Raw genomic sequence first — 22,028 nt, 5'->3', positions numbered from 1 at the left:
ACGTTGCTCCCCCGAAGCGCCGGAACCGATCTGCGATGACGACTGATTCCTTCGGGGATGGAGATGAGTTTGAGCGCTGGCGCAGCGGCCTGTTCCTGCGTCCCGATGGGACCAATGCCGATGCGCTTGTCGAGCTCCTTCGCCGCGCCCTCGATGAGACGCTGAGTCATCAGGGCGAGGGGCCCGTGTATCCGCGCACCCGCCAGGAGGGTAGGCGTTCCCCTTTGGGTGACGGGCGGCTGCCGGAGAGCCCAGTCACGGCGGAGACGGCGCTCAGCCAATTGCGCTGGTGGCTCGCGGGGTCGGTCAAAGTTCATCACCAGATGTTCGCCAAGAACATCGTTCCGCCACCGTCGTTCGTCAACCTGGCAGCGTTGTGCGCCGTATCGTTGTTCATGCCGAACGGCGTCACTGGGGAGGACGCTGCGGAGACTCTTTCCGCTGAGTTGTCCTCCGCCCAGGCGTTGGCACGGTTGGCGGGGTACGACCCGGAGCGGGCAGGCGGCCTGTTCACGTTCGGCGGCACGGGGACCAATCTGTACGCCATCAACGTCGGCATTTCCAAGGCACAGCCCGACCACGCCGAGCGTGGGATCGAGCCTGGGATGGCCGTCGTCGGGTCCTGGCCGGCGCACTACTCGCAGAAATCCGCGTGCGCGTGGCTGGGGATCGGCACTCGAAACTACATATCCGCTGCGTCGCTACCCGACCAGACCACGGACCTGGAGTCGATGGAAGCGGCCTGCCGCGACGTGCTGGCACGCGGCCACCGGCTTGCATGCATCATCGGCGCGGGCGGGACGACTTCCAACATGGCTGTCGACGACTTCGGCGAGATTGCTGCGATGCGGGATCGGCTGGCCGCCGAATATGGGTTGGAATACACACCCCATGTGCACGCAGACACAGTCATCGGGTGGGCATACCTCTGCTTCATCGATTATGACTTGCATAAGAATCCCCTCGGCTTCAGCCCACCGGTGGTGGCCAAGCTGTCACGTCTTGTGGAGCGTTTGAAAACGGTGCGGCACGCCGACTCGTTCGGAACGGACTTCCACAAGACTGGTTTCGCGCCCTACACGTCGAGCATGATCGTCATGCGAGAGGGTCGGGACTTCTCGCGGCTGCGCCGCGACGGCGGAGCCATGACTCCGTTGTTCCATGACAAGGATGCCTACAACCCCGGGACCTTCACGTTGGAGACGTCCAGGTCGGCAGCGAACATGGTGGCGACCTGGGTTGGCTTGCAGACTCTCGGCAAGCAGGGGATGCGGCAACTGCTCGGTCACGCGCTTGAAACGGCAGAAGCGCTCCGGCGCCACATCAATGCCTTGGCAGGTCGCGACGCGACAGCTATCAACAGACATTCGTACGGCCCGGACGTGTTCGTGCGCTGTTATCCGCCGGACGACCCCGCCGCTACCGAGGAGGAGTTCGACGACACCAGCTCCGTCCGCCGGGTAAACCAGTACATCTCTACCCTATTCGCGTGGCTATCGACTCAACGGGTGCCGGACGCTGAACAAATCGCAGTGAGCAAGACCTCCGCGGCCTTCTATACACCGGCTGGCGAGCCGGTCGTCGCTCTACGGGTGTACTCCCTCAATCCGTACTTCTCCGATGCTCACGCCAGAGAGCTGGTCGTACGCCTGCTGAGGGGCAAGCGACAGTTCGATGCTACGTACATGCGTACAGGTGCGTGCGAGGAGGCTCAATGAAGCGACCGTCGCCGTGTGGCCAAGAAGAGCTGCCGACGCGCTTCGCAGCTGCCGACCTTCCTGTCCGTGACTGTGTCGAGTTGGTCGCTGGCCTGGCCTCCTATGCCCGGACGCATGGACTGGCCCGAGTCGAGGTGAGCGGGCCGTCTGCAATGCGTGATCTCATCGAGGAGTTCGGCTTTGGCGAGGTGCGGTTTGTCGAATTCCACCGGCAGCCCGCGGTGGACATTGAGGCGGTCCCCCGGACTTGGCGTTGCGGCCAACGAGGGCTGCGCTGCCTGAGTGACCAGCTCGTCGACGCGGCAAACGTCGCGTCGCGGGTGGACGCACCGCCGTCAACACTCGCTGGGGGAACTGTGATGCGGTTTGCCCGGCATAACCGCCTCGGCGACGCACTGGGCATCGTGACCGGCCTTGAGCACTACTGCCGCGACAACGCCGTGGCATCAGTTGCCGTATCCGGTTCGCCCGTCCTTGCCGAAGTAGTGGAGGTGTTCGCGTGCGAGCGGGTGAGCTATGTCCCTTCGCCCAGCGAGTCGATCAACGGCGACGCGATCTTCGCCCGATCTTCATGGAGCATCCCCTGGCTTGACCGGTTCAACCACGCCGTCACCGACGCCTTTGGAGGGCGAGCCCGCCACCGAGTGCCGCCGCTGCCTCTCCGCCAGGCACCGACGCCCCGTGGCCAAGAGAATGTGGTGTATTGCCAGCTCGATGCGCGTTCCGGCACTGCGCCATCGCGACACTCGGCTCGGCGGCTCCTGAACCAGGTATCGGCGCACGGTGAAGTGCGGGTCCTCGGCGGCCCCGACACCCAGACCTACCTCGGCGAGGACCTGATCTACGTCCGGGCCGACCTTCCCGAAATGGTTGCCCGTCTGCTGTCATGCCGTCTCTTCGTGGGGTGCGATAGCGGCCTGGGCCATCTCGCGGGTTGCCTCGGTGTGCCTGGTCTGATCGTCAGTACCGACGACTTCGAGACGACCTGGTCATTCTTTCGAGGCTATGCCAGCCTCAATGTCATCCCGCTCGCGGCTGCAGAGGTGCTCCTGCCGTGAAGCCTCCGACAGAGCAGGCAGTCTTGCGGGCGGCCAGCCGATGCCTGAACCAAGAGGCCGTGACCGCGAACCGAATCCCGATGGGCCGCAGTCACTTCGTGTTCACGGTGCAGCTGGTGTCCGGTGAGCGCGTGATTGCGCGGATCACGCGTCACGACCGTGCTGAGTGCTTCGCCGGCTTCGCGTATTGGCGGCGTCAGCTGGCACAGGTGGGAGTGCCCGTTCCCCGCGTGCTGCACATGGACCTGAGCGGGACAGCGCTGCCCTGGCCGATCATGTTCCTTGAGCAAGCCCCAGGAACCGATCTCTGTAACGTCTACGTGGGCCTTACGGCTGCCGAGAAGCGAAGCATTGCCGACGACCTGCTCGATATCCAACACCGCACGCGCGGTCTCCCGCCCGGTCCCGGGTACGGCGGTATCGCCAGTTACGGTGACCTTCGGTGCCACCCGCGCTGGTCGGACGTGCTGTGGGAGTACTTCACCGGTGCCGTCGATCAGCTTGTGCCCCTGCAACGGGAGGTGTCGGCCATTGGACAAATTCGCAGAACCATCCACGAGCTACATCCCGAATTCGATGGCATCGACCCGTTGCCCTACTTGATCGACGCCACCCACCAGAACGTGTTGGTGGAAGACGGGAGAGTCACGGCGATCGTCGACCTGGACGAGGTCGGATTCGGTGACTCTCTGTACCCGCTCGGTGTCGCTCGTGCTGGACTTCTGGCCCGTGGACCGGAGGCCGATTGTATTGAGCAGGTTGCAGTGCCGCTGTGCGTCGGTCCGAACCGGCGTCGTGTATTCGACCTGTACTCAGCGATCGCATGCCTCAAAATGCTCGCCCCCAGTCCCCTCAGTGTCGCTGGCCCGCCCTATGCCGGCAGCCAGATTGCCGTCCGGCTTCGGAGCTTGCTCGATGCCTTTGCCGCTGCTGCGGCCCACAAGGAGTAACGTCATGGCCGGTATCGTCTTTGTGAGTATCGACGACTTCACCCGCGAGGGCTTTACCAATGGTCTGTTCTTGCAGGTGCGCGAACTACTAAAGCGCGTCGTAACCCGAGGGCACCCGGCCAGCCTCGCCTGTATCGCGCAGAGCGGGAACCCCGGAGTCGGACGCAGAACTCGAACTATCCAGGGTTGCACTGTCCACGAAACCTTCATCGGTGCTCCGGGGGTAGCCAGTGCGTACCGGCGGGCTCTTCAAGATATTTTGAACGACCTGGACCCCGACGTGATCCTGCTCAACGCGTGTGCGGTTCGGCTCAATGAAGCGCATCACGCGGTGCTGGACGGGAGCCTTGCGAGCGGTCGGCAGGTAGCCGTGCTCGTGACCGACCAGCTCTACCCCACAAGCAGTGACCACCCTGAAGATGAGGTGCGGAGCTACTACAGCCTGATGCGGCAGACCAGCGTGCACGCGGTCAGCCAGACCATCGCCGACGCCTTCCACGGCCAAACCGGTGTGCCGGCGCAGGTTCTCCCTAATCTCCTACCCGAGCGACGAGTCGCCACGGCACCTTCGCGGGCAGAGAGCCGATTCCTGACGTTGATCAATCACCACCCGATCAAGGGCCGGCGTGTCTGGGACGCGCTCATTCGGCAGCGCCCCAGCGACGCCTACCTGGCCGTGGAAACCTGGCCCGATGTCCCGGCGTATGTGCCGCCCTCACCGAACGTCCAAGTGGCCGCATTCACCCCGGATCCCACCACGATCTACAACCGCACCAGGATTCTGCTGGTGCCGTCGCTCGGCGCGGAAGGTCTCGCACGAGTCACGCTTGAAGCAATGGAGTCAGGAGTGCCTGTCATAGCTCACCGGATAGGCAGCCTGCCCGAACTCGGGAACGCCGCGATGTTTATCGCCCCGCCACCGATCGCCGGCTACGAGCTCGATGGCAATGTGCTGTATCCCATGGTTTCCCAGAATGACGTGGAGCGGGCTGCGCAAGATCTCGGGCAGGCGATCGACGCTCTTGATCATGATCCGGCACTCCGGGCCCGATTCGTGACCAACGGCAGAGCACTCGTGCGTGACTACCGTGATCACAGCGAGGCTGTTTCCGACCGGCTGCTCGACGCATGGTTCGGGACTGTGTGACTCAGGACACTCAGATGTGGGGTGATCTTGGCTTTTCCGCCGTACACGATGCCGCTGACCAGCACAAACGCGGAAGCTCCGGCTGGACGACTAGACTAGCCGCCGCACTGTAGGCGCGATTCAAGGAGACACGGGACCGTGACGGCCATCGTCGACGAGCTCACGTGGCGCGGGCTGATCGCCCATGCCACTGACGAGGATGCATTGCGCAAGGCTCTCGCGGACGGCCCTGTCACGTTCTATTGCGGCTTCGACCCGACCGCGGCCAGCCTGCACGTCGGCCACCTGGTGCAGGTGCTCACCCTCCGCCGACTCCAGCAGGCCGGGCACCGACCGCTGGCGCTCGTGGGCGGCGCGACCGGCCACATCGGCGATCCTCGGCCGACCGCCGAGCGCACCCTGAACGACCCGGAGACGATCGCCGAGTGGGTGACCCGGCTGCGGGCGCAGATCGAGCCGTACCTCTCCTTCGAGGGCGACAACGCGGCGACCATGGTCAACAACCTGGACTGGACCGGGGGCATGACCGTGATCGAGTTCCTGCGGGATATCGGCAAGCACTTCCGGGTGAACAAGATGCTCACCAAGGACTCGGTCGCTCAGCGCCTGGCGTCCGATCAGGGCATCAGCTTTACGGAGTTCAGCTACCAGTTGCTTCAGGGGATGGACTTCCTGGAGCTGTACCGGCGGTATGGCTGCACCCTCCAGACGGGGGGAAGCGACCAGTGGGGCAACCTCACGGCCGGTCTGGACTTGATTCACCGCCTGGAGCCGCACGCCGAGGTGCATGCGCTGGCCACGCCACTGATGACGAAGGCGGACGGCACCAAGTTCGGCAAGACCGAGACGGGCACGCTTTGGCTCGACCCGGAGATGACCACGCCGTACGCGTTCTACCAGTTCTGGCTGAACACGGATGACCGGGACATCTCTCGGTACATGCGCATCCTCTCCTTCAAGTCCCGCGAGGAGCTGGAGGAGCTGGAGAAGGTGACCGAGGAGCGGCCGCAAGCCCGTACCGCGCAGCGTGCCCTTGCCGAGGAGCTGACCACGTTGGTGCACGGTGCCGACCAGTGCGCCGCTGTGATCGCAGCGTCAAAGGCGCTGTTCGGGCAGGGCGAGCTCACCGAACTCGACGAGGCAACGCTGGCCGCCGCGATCTCCGAGCTCCCGAACGCCAAGGTGAGCGAGCTCGGCCAGGTCACCGACCTGTTCGCGGAGGTCGGCCTGGCGCCGAGCAAGTCGGCAGCCCGCCGCACCGTGAAGGAGGGTGGCGCCTACGTGAACAACGTCAAGGTGACTGCCGAGGATGCCGTAGTCACGGCCAACGAGCTCCTTCACGGACGCTGGCTGGTACTGCGCAGGGGCAAGAAGAACCTGGCGGCCATCGAAGTCACCGGAGCCTGAAGCAGACCGGGAGACGGCAGCTCAGCCGTGAGCCGGGGGAGTGTCTCCGGCTCACGGAGCCAAGTGGCAGGAGCAAGGTGCTGCGGAAGTTCAGTGGGTAGTGGTGGCCAGCAGCTTGGGCAGGTCGCGCATCTCGTCGAACAGCGTGGTGCCTGGTCCTTCCAGCCGCGAGGCCGGCGTGAGGCCGCCGCAGTAGCCGAAAGTCCGCATACCGGCGGCACGGGCTGCCTGAACTCCGTACGCACTGTCCTCGATCACCACGCACCGCCGGGGTTCTACACTCATGGATCGCGCAGCGTGCAGGAAGAGGTCGGGGGCAGGCTTGCCTCGGGCGACATCGGCTGCGCTGAAGATGCGCCCCTCGAAGTGGTCTTTCAGACCGACGATCTCCAGGTTTCTCCTGAGGCTGGCGTGACCAGTGTTCGATGCAACGCAAACGGGCATCGCAAGGCTGTTCAGGGCTTCTGCGACGCCATCGACAGCGGTCAAGTCAGCTTCGAGGGCCGCCTGGTAGAGATGCTCGTATTGCCGCAGCCAGTTCTTCTCCAGGCGGCGTCCAAGCCGTTCCTCCACGGCAGCCGTGTAGACCTCGGTGGAGGAGCCGACGAACTTCTCGATGATCTCCTCCTCGGTGAACGCGCACCCCAGGTCAGCCGTGATCATCGCGTCTACTTTGACGCATATCCGCTCGCTGTCCACCAGCACGCCATCACAATCGAAGATCGCCAGATCGACAGGACTCCGCGTCATGGTCGGCAGTGTAGACCTGCGGTGGCCAACCCCCGTGCTGCGTATGGTCGTCGTCGGGTTCGCCGCTTCTTCAATGTCTGCCATTGGTAGCGCTCGGCGGACTGGCTGACAGGGTGCGGAGTCGGCGAATCGTGGAGTGCCGTTTTCTTCTCGGTCTCCCTGGTCAATCTCTCGATGTAGTGGTTAGGGCAGCTGTACAGTGCGGTGACTCTGGCGGTTCGTGCTTTACCGGCCTGCTCGGCATGGCTCCAGCTGCGCGTCCTACCCGACTTATCCCAAGGGAGCCTCCAGGCCACAGTTACTGACTGTGGCTGCGGGGGCCGGTCCGTGGCTGCGCTGGACGCCGCGCGCGCCGCCTCGGCTGCCTGGCTCCGTTTTCTTGCGGCCACAGGCCGGTGGTGTCGGCGGGCAGGTCTGCCGCCTGACGCAGTCGCCACACCAGTACATCGGTGACCGACTCCGCACTCTCCAATTCTCGTTCCCCAGCGGTCACCGTGAGGAGCATCGCGGGGGAGTGGTCGGCGTTCTCGGCGTCGGTCAGGGTGGCGGCGAGTGCGTACCAGCCGGGCTCGGCGAGGATCTGCTCGGCCAGCTCCGGCAGCGCCTCGCGCACCACCGCCGCCTGCTGTTGTAGCAGAGGACGGCCCAGACGCCGACCGCGCTGGTAGAGGGCGCCGAGGGGCTGGGCGGCAGCGGCCTGGTAGGCGGCGCGCAGGTGCTCGGCGGCTTGACGGGCTGCGGCGGCCTGCTGGTCGTGGTTGTTTTTGGCGTGCCAATGGGCAGTGGCGGTGATGAGGAAGAACAACATGTCGATCGCCATCGCGGTGGTCGCGCCGTCCTCCCCGCGGCCGAGCGCCGGACCGCCGTGGATGAGGTCGCGTGCGGCCTGCCGCAGTGCCCGGTCGTGACCGCGCTTGGCGCGGACGTGGGAACGGGACGCCCGCTCGAACGCGAAGGCAGCGTTCCGAAGTTCGTGACGGGTGTGGGCAGCGGAGGTTTTCGCGAGAGCGTCCAAGACCTCACCGGCTGCGGCGATGTATGCGGCGGTGACGGCGTCGTTGGTCTGCTCGATAACCAGCACCGCGTGCCACGCGGCCGAGGCCGCGCGTCGGCGTGCGGCGGCCGGACCGTTCGGGGCCGTACGGACAAGCGGATCGAGCGGTGCGGTGCCCTGGTCTTGAATGTGGGTAGCCCAGCGCTCCCGGATCCGCGGCAGGGAGAGATCCGGCGCAAGGCGCGCGCCAGGGTAGAACACCGGATCATCGTCCTTGTTGTGGTCATCGGGCAGAGCAACCTTGTATCCGATCAAGTCACCGGAGGGGGCGAGGCGCTTGCGGAGCAGCAGGCCGGCGGCGGCCAGCCGGTCGAAGAACTCCTCCTCGCTGGTTGCGCCAGCCACTGCGCGGCGCACGGTCTCCCGAAGTTCCTCCCGTGCAGTGCACACGCGGCCCTGGCGTTTAGCCTTGTGGCGCTCGGCACTGGTCGGGCGCTGGGCAGCGGTGCCGTCGCCCTTGTTGAGGCGGCGCAGGCCCAGCTCCACTTCGAGGGAGCGCGCCTCGCTTTGGACGCGCGCGGCGTCGTGGTTGAGATCAGGCTTATAGCCGTCTTCGCGGGCGAGGGTGGAGACAATGTGGATGTGGTCGGCGGCGTGCCGGACAGCCACCCACCGGCAGCCGGCATCTTGCTCCGGGTTGTCGATACCGGCGGCGGCGGCCATCCGACGGGCCACCTCGCCCCACTCCTCGTCTGTCAGAATCCGGTCCTCGGCACCGTTGCGGACGGACAGGTGCCACACGTGCTTCTTCGGCCGCAGTGCCCGGTCGATGTTCTCAACGGGCTGGTCCAGGAGCTGCTGGAGCTGCTGGAGGGTGACAGATCGGTCCCGGCCGGGGTCGGGGGCGTTGTGGTCCCAGGAGGCGACCAGATGTGGGTCGATGTGCTCCTCGTACTTCCCAGGCCCGTACAGGTAGTACAGGAGGCCGATGGTGCGCTGCCCGCGCTTCTGTATCCGGGGGATCATGCTGGTGTCCGGGATGGTGAGAGGGAGTGGTGGCTGCGGAATGTTGCACGGAAGCCAGGTCAGCGCTGGTCCAGCAGCAGGTCGGTGGCCGCCTGTACGCGGGTCACAGCGCGCTGGACCGCCATGACGACCGCGTCGATCTCTGCTGGCTCGCCGCCGGAATTGATGGCGCGGGCGATCTGGTTGAGATTGTTGCCGACCTGTCCGAGGTGCCGACGGGCGGCGAACAGCTCGGCGACCAGCTCGCGGCGGCCTGCGATGGCGGCGGCCGTGTTGTCGAGGTCTTGCGCGGCGGCGAGACCGCTACGGGCGAGGAAGGCCGGCAGGCTCGTACGGGTCGCGCTGGCGGCAGTGGACAGCTGATTCTTCTCGTCGTCGTTCAGGCGGACGCTGCACACGTAATCACGCTTACGCGCAGGCGGCTTCGGCGAGCGCTTGCGTGAGGTCTTCTTCACGTCGCGGCGCTTGCGCCGCGACGGCTTCTCCTCCGGCTGCGATCCGCCCTCGGTCGCTGCCTCGCGGACCAGCACCCCCCGGTGCTGGTCCGCACCCGCCACCCCCGGGGCGTGCTCTGGCCAAGACACCTTCCCCGACGGGGAAGAGTGTCTTGGCCGATAACTTGCTCGCCCCGAGACCGAGTTGGATTCACGCTCACCTGGGGTGGGGGAGGGGCTTGGGACCGGGTTCGTCACTGCCCACAACCCGGAGCATCGCGGACGACATCCAGGATGCCGAGGACGAAGTCGGCGACACCCTCCCTCAGGTGATGGATCTGCTCGGAGCCGTCTACAGCAAAGAGGAGCAGTCCGTACGGGAGGAACGTGAGCAGCAGAGCCCAGATCAGGCGGCTGTCGAAGCGGTCGGGTACGGCGGCATGCCGCATGGTGATTTCCTTGGAGTAGTGCGGTGGGGACGGCACTGGCCGGGCCACCGGTCAGGGCGGTGGGGACGGTGAGCTGCGGCTTCGTAGATTCAGCCGCACTCGGGGCAGCGCCCGACGTGGCCGCTGAGCGCCCTGGCCATCCGGGCCTTCGTCGTCGTGGCCTGCTTCGCACTGGCCTTCGCCGACGGCCTGCCGGTATGCCGCTGGGAATGGGCGCTTAGATAGCCGATCTCCCGTTCGTACTCCTCACGAAGGGCCGCGAATTGGTGGCAGGTCTTCATCGAGTGGTGCTCCTTGCTTTCGTGGTGGCGTCCTCGCTCCGTAGTTCCTGGAGGACGAGGCTCAGTCGGTCGTTCCGGCCGCCCTTCAGGCCCTCGCGGCGGAGGATCTCCCGCAGCTGGACCCGGGTGACGGACTCGTTGCCGTCCCGTTTGAGCAGGGCGGGGACGTGGGGGCGGACCTGCTGGACGAGCTGGTCCACCGACTGTTCCGGCTCGCGTGGCGGGCGCTGTGTTTGCGGGGTGCGGGGCCGGCCGCGCTTCCCCTTGTTCTTCGTCCGCGGCTTCGTGGTCGTCTTCCGCGGGAGGGGGACCTTGTGTCTCCGGTCCCCGGTGGTCTCGGTCCCCGTGTCGGTGTTGGTCGGTCTCCGGTCCCCGGTGGTCTCGGTCCCCGTGTCGGTGTTGGTCGGTCTCCGGTCCCCGGTGGTCTCGGTCCCCGTGTCGGTGTTGGTCGGTCTCCGGTCCCCGGTGGTCTCGGTCCCCGTGTCGGTGTTGGTCGGTCCCCGGTCCCCGGTGGTCTCGGTCCCCGACTCGGCGGCGTTCGGTCCCCGATGCGAATCAGGGCCCTGAGCAGGAACTTCTCGCGGAGTGAGGTCGGTCCCCGTGCCCGCAGCGTCCCCCTCTGCGCCTTCCGGATTGGCGGGACCGGCCCCCGGGGTCGCGTCCGTTTTTGGGGACTCGGTCCCCGCTTCGTCGCCTTCGGTCCCCGAGCCTGCTGACGCGTTCGAGTCCGCAGGCCCGGGGACCGGTCCCCTCGGGGCGCTCGGTCCCCGGTCCCCGTCCGACTCTTTGGGCCCGTGGGGACCGGCTCCGGGGACCGCCGCCTTCGAGACCGGTGGCGTCGGGACCGTCGCTGCCGTTGAGGTGCTGTGAGCCGGGGACCAGGGAGAAGGAAGTGGGACCGTGGCGAGCGCGAGGGCGTGCCGACGGGCGGCGAGCTGGTCGAGCAGCTGCGCGCACTGGTGGGCGTCGGTGCCGACCGAGGCCCTGCCGACCGCCCTGGATAGGCGGCGGGTGAGTCGCCGGCCGCGCCAGCTCCGTTGCTGCTCGGGCGTGCGCTCGGAGAGGCGGGTGGCGAGGGCGACGGCGCGGGTGGTGGCCCGGTCCCGGCTGATCTGCGCGGCGTCGCGGTCTCGCGCGGCGATGCCGAGGCGGGACAGGAGCCGTTCGCGCGCCTCACGCCCCAGGACGGCGATCAGTCCGTGGGAGGCGGCGCCCGGGGTGCTCAGACGCAGCTCGATGCCCATGGCGATATGCCACAACATCGCCGCCATGACCGGCCCGACGCAGGCGCGGACGGTGCCGCCGATAGGACCGCTCTCGGCATAGGCCGGGATCACCTGCACTCCGGTGATCATCCAGACCAGGGTTCCCGGCAGGCCGGGGGCGCCTTGCGTGGCCAGGTTCTGCCGGGCCATCAGCGCGGTCGCGAAGAGCGCCAGCTCGGCGGCGGCGAACATCCCGGCCCGCTCTGCGGTGCCGGCCATGTCGAGGTAGTCGGCCGCGAAACGCCACGAGGTGTCAGCGCTGTAGGCGGTGCAGCCAAGGGCGGCCACGGCGGCGACCTTGACCGCCGGACCGCCGAGACGTTTCTGCGGGCGCGTACCCCGGCGCCGGATGGTCCAGGCGGTCAGTACCAGCACGAGGGCGGCGGGCACTCCGGCGGCGAGGAGGAGAGGGAGGTCCGGAGCGGCGCCGAGGGATAGGACGGGGTGGGTCATGCGACCTTTCCGAGAGGGGCGTGCGCCGGAGTCGACGCTGCCGGGCGGGCTGCCGGCTGCTGTGTGCCGGGTGCGGCCGGAGCGGGGCTGCCCGTTGCAGGGGTGGGCTTCTTCCGCTTCTTCTTGGGCCGCGGCACGCCGTAGGTGCGGTCGCGGTCGAAGACCTTGTTGGCGGCCTGCCGGAGCAGGTCACGGGCGTGCTTGTGGCTGATCCGCAGGGCTGCGGCGAGCCGGTCCGGCCGCCAGCCCCGGACGTAGGCGTGGTCGATGACGACCTGCCGCTCGGCCTCGGTCAGATGCATGTCGCGTCCCTGGAAGAAGGCGATCACGCGCCGGTAGTCGAGGCGCTGGGGCAGTCCGTCGTGGAAGGGACGCCTCTCGGCTTCGGTGAGGCCGCCCCAGATGCCCTCCTTAAGGGCGTTCTCCAGGGCGAAGTCGAGGCAGTCGCGACGTACTGGGCACCAGCCGCACAGTTCCTTCGCCTCGGCGATGGCTTGGTGGTCCCGGGGGAGCGGGAAGAAGACGGCGTCGGCGTCCTCGACGTCCATGCCGTGGCAGGCTCCGCGGGTGTGCCAGCTGGTGTCTCCGATGCCGCGCAGGCCGGTGGCCGGTGCGTCGTGGGTGGTGATGTGGCGCAAGGCGATCTCCGTTGTGCTGCCGCGTCGGCCGGTCGGGGCGGTGCTGGGCGGGCGCGGTGTCGGGTGCCGGATGTGACGCGAAGGCGTGCGCCGCAGCCGGAGCGGGACGGTGATGTTGGGTGGCGGTGCATCGGACGGGCTGCGCGGGCCGGATGCGCCGGTCAGGTCATGGCCGGCTGGTGGACCTGCTCGGTCTGCTGGGCGGCGGCGAGATCGAGACGGCCGGGATGCGGGGTGGCGCGCGGGGCGGTTCCGCGCGCTCCGCCGTCGGGGCCGATCCGGCGGCGACGACACGGCTCGCCGGACTGGGCCAGGCACCACTCACACCTCACGCTCAGGGCGTCGGGCAGCCCCTGCGCGACGGTGGCCTCGCGGGCTGCTCGGGCGGGCCGGTAGGGCGCGAGGGCGACGCGGGCGGCAGGCGGTATGCAGGAGCCGATCTCCCGCAGCCTCGCCTCCAGCTTCGGATCGATCCCGCCGCGACCGCTGGTGATCGCCCGGGCCTGCGCGGGCTGCGCGGTGCCGGCGGCGACCGCGCGGCGGGTGCCGGCCAGCTCGGCGGTCCAGGCGGCCTGGTCGTCCGGGTCGACGGACGGCGTGGGGTCGGAGTGCCTCGCCAGGCGGTCGCGCCGGTAGCCCTCCCAGGGACGGCCCACGTCCGCGGGCAGGATCTGGTACGGCGAGGTGCGGATGTGCTGACGGGCGGCGACGCGGGCGTCCCAGCCGTGCGGGGTCGCCATCGGCACGTCGCCGAGCAGCTCGTGCCACTGGGCGAGCTGGTCGCGGGCCTCGCCCTGGTCGGTGCGGATGGTGCGGGGGTCGAGTCGGCCGATATAGGCCAGCAGAGCGGCGATTTCGCGGCGGTCCACGGTCAGCCCTCCGTTCCGGTCGGCTCGTCGAGGGCGGCAAGGAGGGCGGCCTGGTGCGCCTCGGTGCGGGTCATGCCGTGCGCCGGGCGGTGTCCGCCGTCGGGTACGGCGTGGAGGTTCTGGCGAGCTGGGGGGTGCTCTCGGGCGACCCAGGAGCGCCAGTCGGCAGCCCAGGCATCCGAGGAGCGGGGTTTCCAGTCGGCTCGGTGCAGGCGCCACTTCGCGTCGGCGGCCCGCAGGCCCTGCTCGCCGAGGCGGTCGAGGTGTCCCTGCTGGCGGGCCCAGGTGTGGGTGGCAGAGTCGACCTGCCACTCGGCAGCCGAGGTGACGGCAGCACCACCACTGCTGTACCTACGGTTCAAATCAGGTTTACTACGGTTCTGTGTGCCGGTTTCCGGTACATCGCTGTGCCGGTTTCCGGCACGTCGCTGTGCCGGTTTCCTTCGGGACCTGCCGGATTCCGGTACTGCCGGTTTCCGGACCCTCGCGGCAGATTCCGGCACCTCACGCGGGCGGATCCCGCACCGCCGCAGGGCCGAGATCCGGAGCCTCGAGGTGACCTCGGGCCCGTCCGCCGACGTCTGGTCGGCGTCATCGTCCTGCTCCCTCGCGGTTGCCACGGCCTTGGCGGCCAGGGGGAGGCGGTAGACGGTGCTGCGCTGCGGGCCAGTGAGGTCGTCGAGCTGCTCCAGCTCACCGGCGTCAACCAGACGGTCGATGGCCTCGCGCACCGTGGAGACAGAAGCGCGCGTGCGCTTGGCCAGACTGGACAGCGAGGCCCAGGAGACGCACTGCTCGTCGGCCACCCGGTCGGCGATCGACAGCAGTACCAGGCGCGCGGCCCCCCGGCTGGAGCTGTGGTCCCACACCCACTCGCGGGCTTCGCGGCTCATCGGCCGCTCCCGATGAGCAGACGGGACTGGCGGCTCGCCGGTGTCGGGATGGTGTGCTCCGGCTCAGGGTACGAAGGTGCCGAGGCGGAGGTGGCTGCCGCGCAGGCCAGGCGAAAGGGCCTTTTACGCAGGGCAGAAGGCATGCGATACTCCCCTTTGCAGTGTTGCCACGCTGACGCGCCCGGTGGAATGGGATCAGCGTGGTGATGGTGGGCAAGCTCCGCCCTTGCCGGGGCGGATATGCCGCTTAGCGTTCGGCGTCCGGGAGTTCGCTCTCGGACGCCGTCGCTGTATTGCGGACCTATTCGGTCCGGTCCGTGCTTGCTTACTCCTCACGTCCGTTGCCGCGGGCGGGCTGCCCGGGGACGACGAACATACGCACGGACCCGTGTCAAGATCCAGAGTTGGTTCTTAAACTCTGTACTGGTTGCAGAGAGTGACGAGGGTGGGATGGTCTGTGACCCCTGCCTGGGCCGGAGTGCCGCACCGCGACCGGCGTATGAGAGCCGCCCGCCCAGGCGTCGTCGCTGCTTTCCGGACTCATTCCGCCTGGCGATTCGGTGTGTGCCACACATCGGCCCTTGCTGTCTTCGCTGAGCGGAGTGCCCGGAGACCGGCCACGAACAAATGTGGATACCGGGTCACGATTCATAGGCGGCTCAACGGTTTGCTGGAACTCGCGGGGTGAGACATTGCCTCGCCTGCCCCAAGTCGGCCTGGAATCCGGGCGATTGTGGTGTGCCGGTGTTTCGGATGTCTCGACAGGGATCTTCAAGCAACCCCTCCGTGCATGGCGACCCTATTGGTGGCACATGGCCGCACGCCGTCGCGACGTGACCGGTGAAGTCGCCTGTGGCCAGCTCGTTGCTGTGAGGCGAGTGCTGGCCGAATGGTGATACCGGAGATGATGATTCACGGTAATGCCGAGAAGTCCGTCACAGTGCGCTGAGTTTCTCACTGGCTCCAGCAAGTAATTCGATCTTCTTGCTGCGCTGGTCGTGAGGCATTCGATCACCTTGGGACTCAGGTTCCGACCAAAGGCGAAAAGGGTGATTTGCGTGCACTGCCTGTGATTGGGTGAGGGTCGCCCTCGGGGCGAGGGGTGGCAGAGTGTCTCGCGTAGGTGCCGGGCCTTCCTCGGTGCCGAGGGTCCGGCGTCCGGGGGTGTTCGCCTCTGTGGCCGGAGACGAGTCCTGGGGCTCGGTCATTGCTTCCACTCACATGTAGACATCATTCGGTCGGCTTTCCATCTCAGTGGAAGTCGCTGATGAGTGACCCTATATCGAGATCGCTGTCCGCTCAACTGTCGTGAAGGTGCCAGTCTGTGTCGTCTCCACTCGTGTACACTCGCGGATTGGCAATCGAGAGGGGAAGTGGTGAGCGAACAGACCCGCACCCTGGCGGACAAGATCAACAAACTGTTCCAGGCGATCACCGACGACGGCCGGGAGCACAGCAACGAGCACGTGGCGCAGGCGATCTCCAAGACGGGGATCACTATCTCCCAGAGTTACATCTGGCAGCTGCGGAAGGGTAAGAAGGACAACCCGACCATGCGCCACTTGCAGGCATTGGCGAACTTCTTCGGCGTGCCTGTCGCCTACTTCTTCGACGACGCGGTCGCCGGAGAGGTCGACGGGAAGCTGGCGCAAATGGCTGCCGAGCAGGCCAGCGTCAACGAGGCGTTCGAGAACGGCGACATCAAGTTGATGGCCATGCGTGCCGGCGAGCTGTCGGACAAAGGACGGAAGCAGGTAATGGACCTGCTGGACGTCGTCTACAGGTTGGAGCAGGCAGAGCATCGCGACTGACGCGTCTGAGGCGACGTCATGCCGTGAAGAGGGGGTGCTGCTGTCGCGACGGGGGTCGTGTGCAGGAGAATCAACGTGAAAGAACGAGAGCTTCGCAGACGCTGCAAGCGAGAACTGCGAGCCCTTGGCATCCAGCCCCCCTTGCGAGTGGAAACACTCTGCCAGAAACTCGGCGAGCGACGCGGCCGCCCTATCCGGCTAGTGCCGCACGCACTCCCGGTGCCGGGACCCTTCGGCGCATGGATCGCGGCCCCGTCCACTGACTACATCCTGTATCAGCAGGAGACCACCGCGAGTCACCAGCGGCACATCATCCTCCACGAGGTGGGCCACATCCTCGCCGACCACGACAGCGACGCGTTCGACGACGACGAACTGTGGAAGACCGCGGTCCCCAACCTCTCGGTTAAAGCGGTGAAACGGCTCTTGCGGCGCACCGCATACGACGAAGAGCACGAACGCCAAGCCGAGTTGGTCGCCACGATCATCATGGAGTGGGCCTCGGTCCTGGACCGTGTCACCCCGCGACCGGCCTCCACCCCGAGCCTCGACCGGGTCCAGACGGCCCTCGGAGACCGGCTGGGGTGGCTGTGACCCGCTCCCTCATCACGGCCGCGATCCTCCACCTCGCCGCCCTCTGGAAGCTGCTCCAGCTCTCCCGGGCGCCTCGCGACCTCACGCTGCGCGCGATCGCTCTCTGCGTCACCTGCACGGCGGCGACCATCACCCTGGGCCTGGACACCTGGGCCGGCCTCGTCGACCACCTCACGGGCCTGGGCACCGCTCGCCTGGTACAGAACGTGCTGCTTCTGGGCGCGGTCTACTGGCTGATGTGCGTGTATCTCTTCTCCGCTGAAGAGCGGCAAACAGCCAGCCGCCGTGCCCGATGGGAGGCACTGCCACTGGCGCTGGCCATCGCCGTCCTCGCCCTGACGACCCTCACCACACCGGACAACATCAGAGGCCGAGGCTTCGCCACCGCCGACATGACGAGAACACCAGTAGCCGTGTTCTACGTGACCGCCCTGCTCTACCTGGTCTACGCGTTCGCCGCGGCACTACGGTGGACCTGGCGCTACGCCCGCATCTCGCTCCGCCCTCTGGCCACGGGACTATGGCTCACAGCGGGCGCCCTTGCAGCCCTGGTGGCGGCGAACGTCGGCCGCATCGCCATCGACGTAACACGGTGGCGCGGTGCGCATGTGCCCGGATGGCTGAACAGCGGTTCCCACGTCCTCCTGGCGCTCGCCATCCCGCTCTTCGTCGTCGGCGTCAGTTACTCCAGCATTGCCATGCGGGTGGCGAGCGCGCGGATCTGGCTGCAGCATCGCCGTGCGTACCGACGTATGCGCCCGCTATGGGAAGCGCTGCACGACGCGTTTCCCCAGCACGCCCTCAACCGGGTGCCCGCCAGTGGCTGGCGCGACCGGCTGTTCTTGCGCGGCACTCACTACCGCTATTACCGCCGGGCCCTGGAATGCCGCGACGGTCTGGTACACGTCAGCCCCTACCTCGCCCAACTCGGTGTGCCGGAGGACGCGGGCCCCGAAGTTCTCGCCGGTCATCTGCGGTCAGCCCTGAGGACCCATGCGGTCGACGAGGCCGAGCCTGCACGAGCCGTAGCCGTCGCCCAGCCCGGTGAAGACAGTCTCGACGCCGACGTACGGCAACTCGTTCTCCTCTCACAAGCCCTGAACAGCCAGCCAAGCGCGCGCAACAACCACCCCCCACGGTGAATCACCTGGCCCGGCACCCCAGCCAACGGGCGCAACCAACCATTAAGGAGTGGCAGCATGACCGAATCACTGATCACAGCCAGCCGGGTCATCACTGGCCTCAACGGATCCTTCATTCCCGACGGTGCCGTACTGGTGCGCGGGGACAGGATTGCCGCGGTCGGACCACGTGAGGAAATCGAACGGCTCGCCCCCGCGGGACTGCCCCCCACAGCGTTCCCGCACGGCACGCTGCTGCCGGGCCTGATCGACTCGCACGTCCACCTGATCTTCGACGCCAGCAATGACCCCCTCACCGCCGTACAGAACACCGACGATGACGCCCTGCTGGAGGGCATGGCCGAACGCGCACAGCAGCTCCTGCACAGCGGCGTCACCACCGTGCGGGACCTCGGAGATCGCAACGGCCTGGTCATCCGCCTCCGCGACGCTATCAACGACACAACGCTGCCCGGCCCACGCATCCTGTCCTCAGCCACACCGCTGACCTCCCCCGGAGGACACCTGTACATGTTCGGAGGAGAAGTCGCCGACGAGGGCGCCATCCGTGACATGGTGCGCCGCAACGCGGACCGGGGAGCGGATGTCATCAAGATTATGGGCACCGGCGGCGGTATGACCAAGGACGGCCCCGCCATCTGGCAGAACCAGTTCACGGAGCACCAGCTTCGCGTCACGGTGGAAGAAGCCGGACGCCACGGACTTCCCGTGGCCGTCCACGCACACGGCACCGACGGCATCGAGGCAGCAGTAAACGCTGGCGTGGCGACCATCGAACACTGCACCTGGATGAGCGAGGAGGGCGGCTTCGATCTCCGCGAGGACCTCGCCGAAAAGATCAAGGCGCAAGGCATCTCGGTCTGCCCGGCCACCAGCCCCAACTGGCGGGCCCTCGCCGAAAGGGTCGGCCACCAGAGGGCGGAAGAGATGTTCAGCTCCATGCGATGGATGGCCCGCCTCGGTATTCCCATGATCGCGGGCACCGACGCCGGCGTGCCCCGAGCAGCCTTCGACAGGATCGTCAGCGCTCTTGAGTTCTACCAGTACCTCGGGCTGACCAACGACAAGATCATCGACATGGCCACAGAGGACGCCGCCCAGGCTCTGGGCATCACTGACACTGGACGCCTCGCCGAAGGCCACCGCGCCGACATCCTCGCCGTAGACGGGGACCCGCTCACGGACCTCGGAGCCCTGCGCAACGCCCGTCTCGTCGTATCCGGGGGCAGGATGGTCCGGCGATGAGTGTGGGAAGAGTATGGATAAACGATCTTCCTCAAGCCATGCTGCCAGGAGCGAGCGATTCCGAGGCCCATCGAACATGAGACACGGCAGATCGGCGGCGCCCTGCCACAGGTTGCCAGTTCCAGCCAGGTCGTGGGACACGTGACGCGCGTCTCTTCAAGTACACGGGATTAGGGCGGCCAACCTCGACCTACTCCGCCGACGCGTACTACACAGCGTTGAACGCCCAACATCACGTACCGGTGCCGGCTGCGATGGCGCGTGGGCCTGGTCGGCAAGGTAATTCGGTTGCTGGAGGATACGCCGCTTGATGCACTGGACTGCATGGTGACCATCACTGGCGAGATGAGGACCGCGTTCCGTCAGCAGGGATTCGTAGTGATCCCCGGGGTGCTCAGCGACGAGCAGATCGCCAAGGGGCGCCGGATGGTTGCTGCCATGCTGGAGCGGAAGCCTTGTGCCGACGACCACGTCGGACCGTACTTCCTATGGCCGCGTTTCCCCTCAACCGGCCATCCGCTGCTCTCCTTCTATCAGGAGACGGGCATTGGGAAGCTCGCCGACCAGCTACTACGTACGGACCTGGCCGTGCAGGATCCCGATTCCGCACAGGTGGCCACAACGGTCCCGCCATGGCCGCATCCGCCGGGTGGGCCGCACGTCGATGGCCTGACGCCGGGTGAAGAGGATGGACGTCCGGGGACGTTCTCGCTGCTGGCTGGTGTATGGCTCACCGATCATGACCGGCGGCACCGGGGGAACCTGTGGGTCTGGCCGGGCACCCATCTGCGTTTCGGACAGTACCTCGCCGAATTCGGCGCGGACGCCCTGGCTCGGGTCGAGGAGATGAATCCAGGCCCCTATCCGAAGATCGAACTCGGTGAGCCGACACAGGCCGTCGGCCGCGCGGGCAGCGTACTTTTTGCACACTACCTGCTAGCCCACAACATTGGTGACCACGACGGTGTGGCTGAGACGGGGCGGCGAGAGACGGTGTACTACCGGCTCCGTGCTAGCGGCCACAGGGAACGGTGGCGCGAGGTCGTCACTGATCCGCTCGCCGAATTCCGCTCGTAGGGAGCGGCGTAAGGAGTCGGGCCTGTGCGTGGTGTCGGCCGAACGCGGCTCTGACACCGCAGCACCGAGGAATGGCCCTGAGTGATCTGATTCGGCCAGTTACTGACGCTCTGCCTGTCCGCGACCTGCGTGTTCCAGCACGACCGATCAGGTTCGGCCGATCACAGCCGTCACCGCCGTACCGACCCGTCGGCACGGCCTCGCAGTGCACGCGATGCGGACTTCACTGAGCTGCCGACGTTCAGGATGAGGAAGACGGGCGTCCAGCCGATGGTGCGATGGCCTTGGGCTGGGTACAGCAGTCGCGGCACAGGCAGTGCGTCCGCGTGAGGGCGCTATCGCCGCGAAGGCGGATGCGCCCTGGGTGCCCGCAGTCCTCACCGCGTGTTCGGAACCAGGTCAGCCCGGGCCGACGGGACGGTCAGCTGGCGAGAGAAGCGAGGAAGTCACGGGCGGGTGGTGCGTCGCGGTGGGGGGCGAGTTTGTCGCGAAAGCCGCGCAGGGTGGAGGAGCTGCGGGCGGAGGCGACGCCGCCGAGCAGGGTGACGGCCTGGGAGGCGCTGGCACAGGCGTGTTCGATGTCGCCTTGGGCGAGGTGGGCCTCGGCGGCACGGGTGAGGTAGAGGGCGTGGTCGCGGTGGTAGCCGTCCTGGTCGTACGCGGCGCCCAGCGCGGCGTCGAAGTGGTGCAGGGCTCGAGTGGGATCGCCGAGATCCAGTGCGCATGAGCCCGCCAGATTTTCCAGTTCGCCGGTTGAGAGCCAGTAGGACCAGGCCGGATCGTCGTCGTGCGGGCCCTGGGCATGGGCGTCGAGGGCGTCGTTCAGGGCGCGGGCGCACTCTTTGCGCTGGCCGGTCTTGGCGTAGGCGCGGGCGATGCGGGCGTGAAGCATCGCCTTCACGCGTGGGGTGCCTTTCTGGCCGAGCGCGTTCTGGGCGACTTCGACGAGGTCGACGGCGTCGGCGGGGTTGCCGGTGGAGTAGGTCTGGATGGCCATGAACGCCAGGGTGTTGGCGCCGGTGGCGCGGTCGTCGGCGGCTGCTGCGGCGCGCAGGGCGGTGAGGAAGTAGCGCTGGGCGGCGGCGTGGTGGCCGGAGTCGAAAGACAGCCAGCCGCACAGCCGGGCGCCTTCGGCGACGGCGGAGTGGAGCCTGGTGCCGACCGTGCTGGTGTAGCGGGCGTTGTCCAGCAGGCTGGTGGCGAGCTTGAGTTCCTCGGTGGCGAGGGTGCGCAGGCTGCCGCCGCCCAGGGTGTCGTCGAGGTGGCGTAGGTGATTGAGGCGCTGTTCGAGGTGGTCGACCGTGGCCGGGGTGACGTTCAGCCGGCCTGTGGTTGCTGTGGGGGTTGGGTGTCCGAGGGAGGCGAGGAAGTGGTCGGCGGCGCCGGTGAGGGTGGCGCCGGTGGCGATGAGGAACGCACGTCGGTCCATTGGCCCTCCGCGAGCGGTGTCCGCCAGGGCATGGAGCATGCCCGCCTGAGTCCACGGTAAGTCGATGACCGTGCGGTTATCGAGGGCCAGGAGTAACCAGTCCGGCCATGGCAGGGTGTGCACGGCTTCGGCCGGTATGCCGTGCAGGTCGGCGATGGCGAGCCGAGCCGGGAGCTCGGGGGTCGCGGTGCCGCTCTCCCAGCGACTTTGCTTTTCCCGCCGTGTGGCCATCACTCCGTAGCCGAGGGCGGCGTGACGGGCAGCCACCAGCCGCAGGTACTGCTCGGCGGTCAGTGGCTTGGACCCGAAGGTGTGCCGGAGGAAGGCCAGCGGGTGAGTGAACAGCTGCGGCGTCACGGCGAGGTGCCTTCCTCGGGGTGGGTGACAGAGCGCGAGCA

General features: G+C 67.3%; 20 protein-coding genes. 10 read left to right on the top strand and 10 right to left on the bottom strand.

The genetic code is table 11. The features are described from left to right. Positions 1-35: 35 nt before the first annotated feature. From ACJX2R_RS12515 to tyrS, 5 genes are all read left to right on the top strand, one after another. On the top strand, positions 36-1,718 hold the full coding sequence (locus ACJX2R_RS12515) for a pyridoxal phosphate-dependent decarboxylase family protein (RefSeq protein ID WP_413100170.1): 1,683 nt from the start codon (positions 36-38) through the stop codon (positions 1,716-1,718). Next, positions 1,715-2,776, top strand: coding sequence for a glycosyltransferase family 9 protein (locus ACJX2R_RS12510; protein ID WP_413100169.1), 1,062 nt, complete (start codon positions 1,715-1,717; stop codon positions 2,774-2,776). Before ACJX2R_RS12515 ends, ACJX2R_RS12510 begins: the two co-directional genes overlap by 4 nt. 59 nt (positions 2,777-2,835) lie before the next feature. Then, positions 2,836-3,726, top strand: a complete 891-nt coding sequence (locus ACJX2R_RS12505; protein WP_413100168.1) for an aminoglycoside phosphotransferase family protein — start codon at positions 2,836-2,838, stop codon at positions 3,724-3,726. A gap of 4 nt (positions 3,727-3,730) precedes the next feature. Next, entirely contained in the window at positions 3,731-4,873 is a 1,143-nt protein-coding gene (locus ACJX2R_RS12500) for a glycosyltransferase family 4 protein (protein WP_413100167.1), read from the top strand. Between the two features lie 138 nt (positions 4,874-5,011). After that, positions 5,012-6,280: a tyrosine--tRNA ligase gene (gene tyrS, locus ACJX2R_RS12495; RefSeq protein WP_413100166.1), complete on the top strand. Its 1,269-nt coding sequence runs from the start codon at positions 5,012-5,014 to the stop codon at positions 6,278-6,280. Positions 6,281-6,370: 90 nt separating this feature from the next. On the opposite strand, the gene ACJX2R_RS12490 is transcribed toward tyrS, so the two are convergent. The 9 genes from ACJX2R_RS12490 to ACJX2R_RS12450 all read right to left on the bottom strand — a co-directional run bounded on the left by ACJX2R_RS12490 (position 6,371) and on the right by ACJX2R_RS12450 (position 14,332). Then, positions 6,371-7,030, bottom strand: a complete 660-nt coding sequence (locus ACJX2R_RS12490) for an HAD family hydrolase (protein ID WP_413100165.1) — start codon at positions 7,028-7,030, stop codon at positions 6,371-6,373. Positions 7,031-7,328: 298 nt separating this feature from the next. Next, the gene (locus tag ACJX2R_RS12485; RefSeq protein WP_413100164.1) at positions 7,329-9,050 is read right to left on the bottom strand and encodes a mobilization protein; all 1,722 of its coding nucleotides are present in this window, start codon (positions 9,048-9,050) and stop codon (positions 7,329-7,331) included. 59 nt (positions 9,051-9,109) lie between these two features. After that, entirely contained in the window at positions 9,110-9,580 is a 471-nt protein-coding gene (locus ACJX2R_RS12480) for a plasmid mobilization protein (protein ID WP_413100163.1), read from the bottom strand. Positions 9,581-9,738: 158 nt separating this feature from the next. Further along, positions 9,739-9,933, bottom strand: coding sequence for a hypothetical protein (locus ACJX2R_RS12475; RefSeq protein WP_413100162.1), 195 nt, complete (start codon positions 9,931-9,933; stop codon positions 9,739-9,741). An 89-nt stretch (positions 9,934-10,022) separates the two neighbouring features. Then, positions 10,023-10,214 carry a hypothetical protein gene (locus tag ACJX2R_RS12470; protein WP_413100161.1) on the bottom strand — a complete coding sequence of 64 codons (192 nt, stop codon included), beginning with the start codon at positions 10,212-10,214 and terminating at the stop codon, positions 10,023-10,025. Continuing rightward, a complete protein-coding gene (locus ACJX2R_RS12465; protein ID WP_413100160.1) occupies positions 10,211-11,932 on the bottom strand; it encodes a hypothetical protein in 1,722 nt (573 codons plus the stop codon). Before ACJX2R_RS12465 ends, ACJX2R_RS12470 begins: the two co-directional genes overlap by 4 nt. Then, positions 11,929-12,570 carry a WhiB family transcriptional regulator gene (locus tag ACJX2R_RS12460; protein WP_413100159.1) on the bottom strand — a complete coding sequence of 214 codons (642 nt, stop codon included), beginning with the start codon at positions 12,568-12,570 and terminating at the stop codon, positions 11,929-11,931. The genes ACJX2R_RS12465 and ACJX2R_RS12460 overlap by 4 nt, the downstream gene beginning before the upstream one ends. A gap of 161 nt (positions 12,571-12,731) precedes the next feature. Next, on the bottom strand, positions 12,732-13,439 hold the full coding sequence (locus ACJX2R_RS12455; protein WP_413100158.1) for a hypothetical protein: 708 nt from the start codon (positions 13,437-13,439) through the stop codon (positions 12,732-12,734). Positions 13,440-13,441: 2 nt separating this feature from the next. Next, positions 13,442-14,332 carry a helix-turn-helix domain-containing protein gene (locus tag ACJX2R_RS12450; protein ID WP_413100157.1) on the bottom strand — a complete coding sequence of 297 codons (891 nt, stop codon included), beginning with the start codon at positions 14,330-14,332 and terminating at the stop codon, positions 13,442-13,444. 1,376 nt (positions 14,333-15,708) lie between these two features. Between ACJX2R_RS12450 and ACJX2R_RS12445 the strand changes: the two genes are divergently transcribed. The 5 genes from ACJX2R_RS12445 to ACJX2R_RS12425 all read left to right on the top strand — a co-directional run bounded on the left by ACJX2R_RS12445 (position 15,709) and on the right by ACJX2R_RS12425 (position 20,201). Continuing rightward, positions 15,709-16,143, top strand: a complete 435-nt coding sequence (locus tag ACJX2R_RS12445) for a helix-turn-helix domain-containing protein (protein ID WP_413100156.1) — start codon at positions 15,709-15,711, stop codon at positions 16,141-16,143. Positions 16,144-16,362: 219 nt separating this feature from the next. Then, a complete protein-coding gene (locus ACJX2R_RS12440) occupies positions 16,363-16,737 on the top strand; it encodes a hypothetical protein (RefSeq protein WP_413100155.1) in 375 nt (124 codons plus the stop codon). Then, on the top strand, positions 16,728-17,879 hold the full coding sequence (locus ACJX2R_RS12435; protein ID WP_413100154.1) for an MAB_1171c family putative transporter: 1,152 nt from the start codon (positions 16,728-16,730) through the stop codon (positions 17,877-17,879). Before ACJX2R_RS12440 ends, ACJX2R_RS12435 begins: the two co-directional genes overlap by 10 nt. Before the next feature lie 57 nt (positions 17,880-17,936). Next, positions 17,937-19,124, top strand: coding sequence for an amidohydrolase family protein (locus tag ACJX2R_RS12430; protein WP_413100153.1), 1,188 nt, complete (start codon positions 17,937-17,939; stop codon positions 19,122-19,124). Positions 19,125-19,412: 288 nt separating this feature from the next. Next, entirely contained in the window at positions 19,413-20,201 is a 789-nt protein-coding gene (locus ACJX2R_RS12425) for a phytanoyl-CoA dioxygenase family protein (protein ID WP_413100152.1), read from the top strand. A 421-nt stretch (positions 20,202-20,622) separates the two neighbouring features. Here the strand turns inward: ACJX2R_RS12425 and ACJX2R_RS12420 are convergent, their stop codons facing one another. Continuing rightward, positions 20,623-21,987, bottom strand: a complete 1,365-nt coding sequence (locus ACJX2R_RS12420) for a tetratricopeptide repeat protein (protein WP_413100151.1) — start codon at positions 21,985-21,987, stop codon at positions 20,623-20,625. Positions 21,988-22,028 lie beyond the last annotated feature (41 nt).

Source organism: Streptomyces sp. Inha503 (assembly GCF_047215865.1).
In the GTDB taxonomy this organism is placed as follows: domain Bacteria; phylum Actinomycetota; class Actinomycetes; order Streptomycetales; family Streptomycetaceae; genus Streptomyces; species Streptomyces lycopersici.
Note: the sequence above shows the minus strand (reverse complement) of the source record. Positions and strands in the feature narration are given on the sequence as shown.

Coding starts and splice junctions, on each gene's coding strand:
- ACJX2R_RS12515 (WP_413100170.1), top strand. CDS start 36: ATGACGACTGATTCCTTCGGGGATGGAGATGAGTTTGAGCGCTGGCGC.
- ACJX2R_RS12510 (WP_413100169.1), top strand. CDS start 1,715: ATGAAGCGACCGTCGCCGTGTGGCCAAGAAGAGCTGCCGACGCGCTTC.
- ACJX2R_RS12500 (WP_413100167.1), top strand. CDS start 3,731: ATGGCCGGTATCGTCTTTGTGAGTATCGACGACTTCACCCGCGAGGGC.
- ACJX2R_RS12490 (WP_413100165.1), bottom strand. CDS start 7,030: ATGACGCGGAGTCCTGTCGATCTGGCGATCTTCGATTGTGATGGCGTG.
- ACJX2R_RS12485 (WP_413100164.1), bottom strand. CDS start 9,050: ATGATCCCCCGGATACAGAAGCGCGGGCAGCGCACCATCGGCCTCCTG.
- ACJX2R_RS12475 (WP_413100162.1), bottom strand. CDS start 9,933: ATGCGGCATGCCGCCGTACCCGACCGCTTCGACAGCCGCCTGATCTGG.
- ACJX2R_RS12470 (WP_413100161.1), bottom strand. CDS start 10,214: ATGAAGACCTGCCACCAATTCGCGGCCCTTCGTGAGGAGTACGAACGG.
- ACJX2R_RS12465 (WP_413100160.1), bottom strand. CDS start 11,932: ATGACCCACCCCGTCCTATCCCTCGGCGCCGCTCCGGACCTCCCTCTC.
- ACJX2R_RS12450 (WP_413100157.1), bottom strand. CDS start 14,332: ATGAGCCGCGAAGCCCGCGAGTGGGTGTGGGACCACAGCTCCAGCCGG.
- ACJX2R_RS12430 (WP_413100153.1), top strand. CDS start 17,937: ATGACCGAATCACTGATCACAGCCAGCCGGGTCATCACTGGCCTCAAC.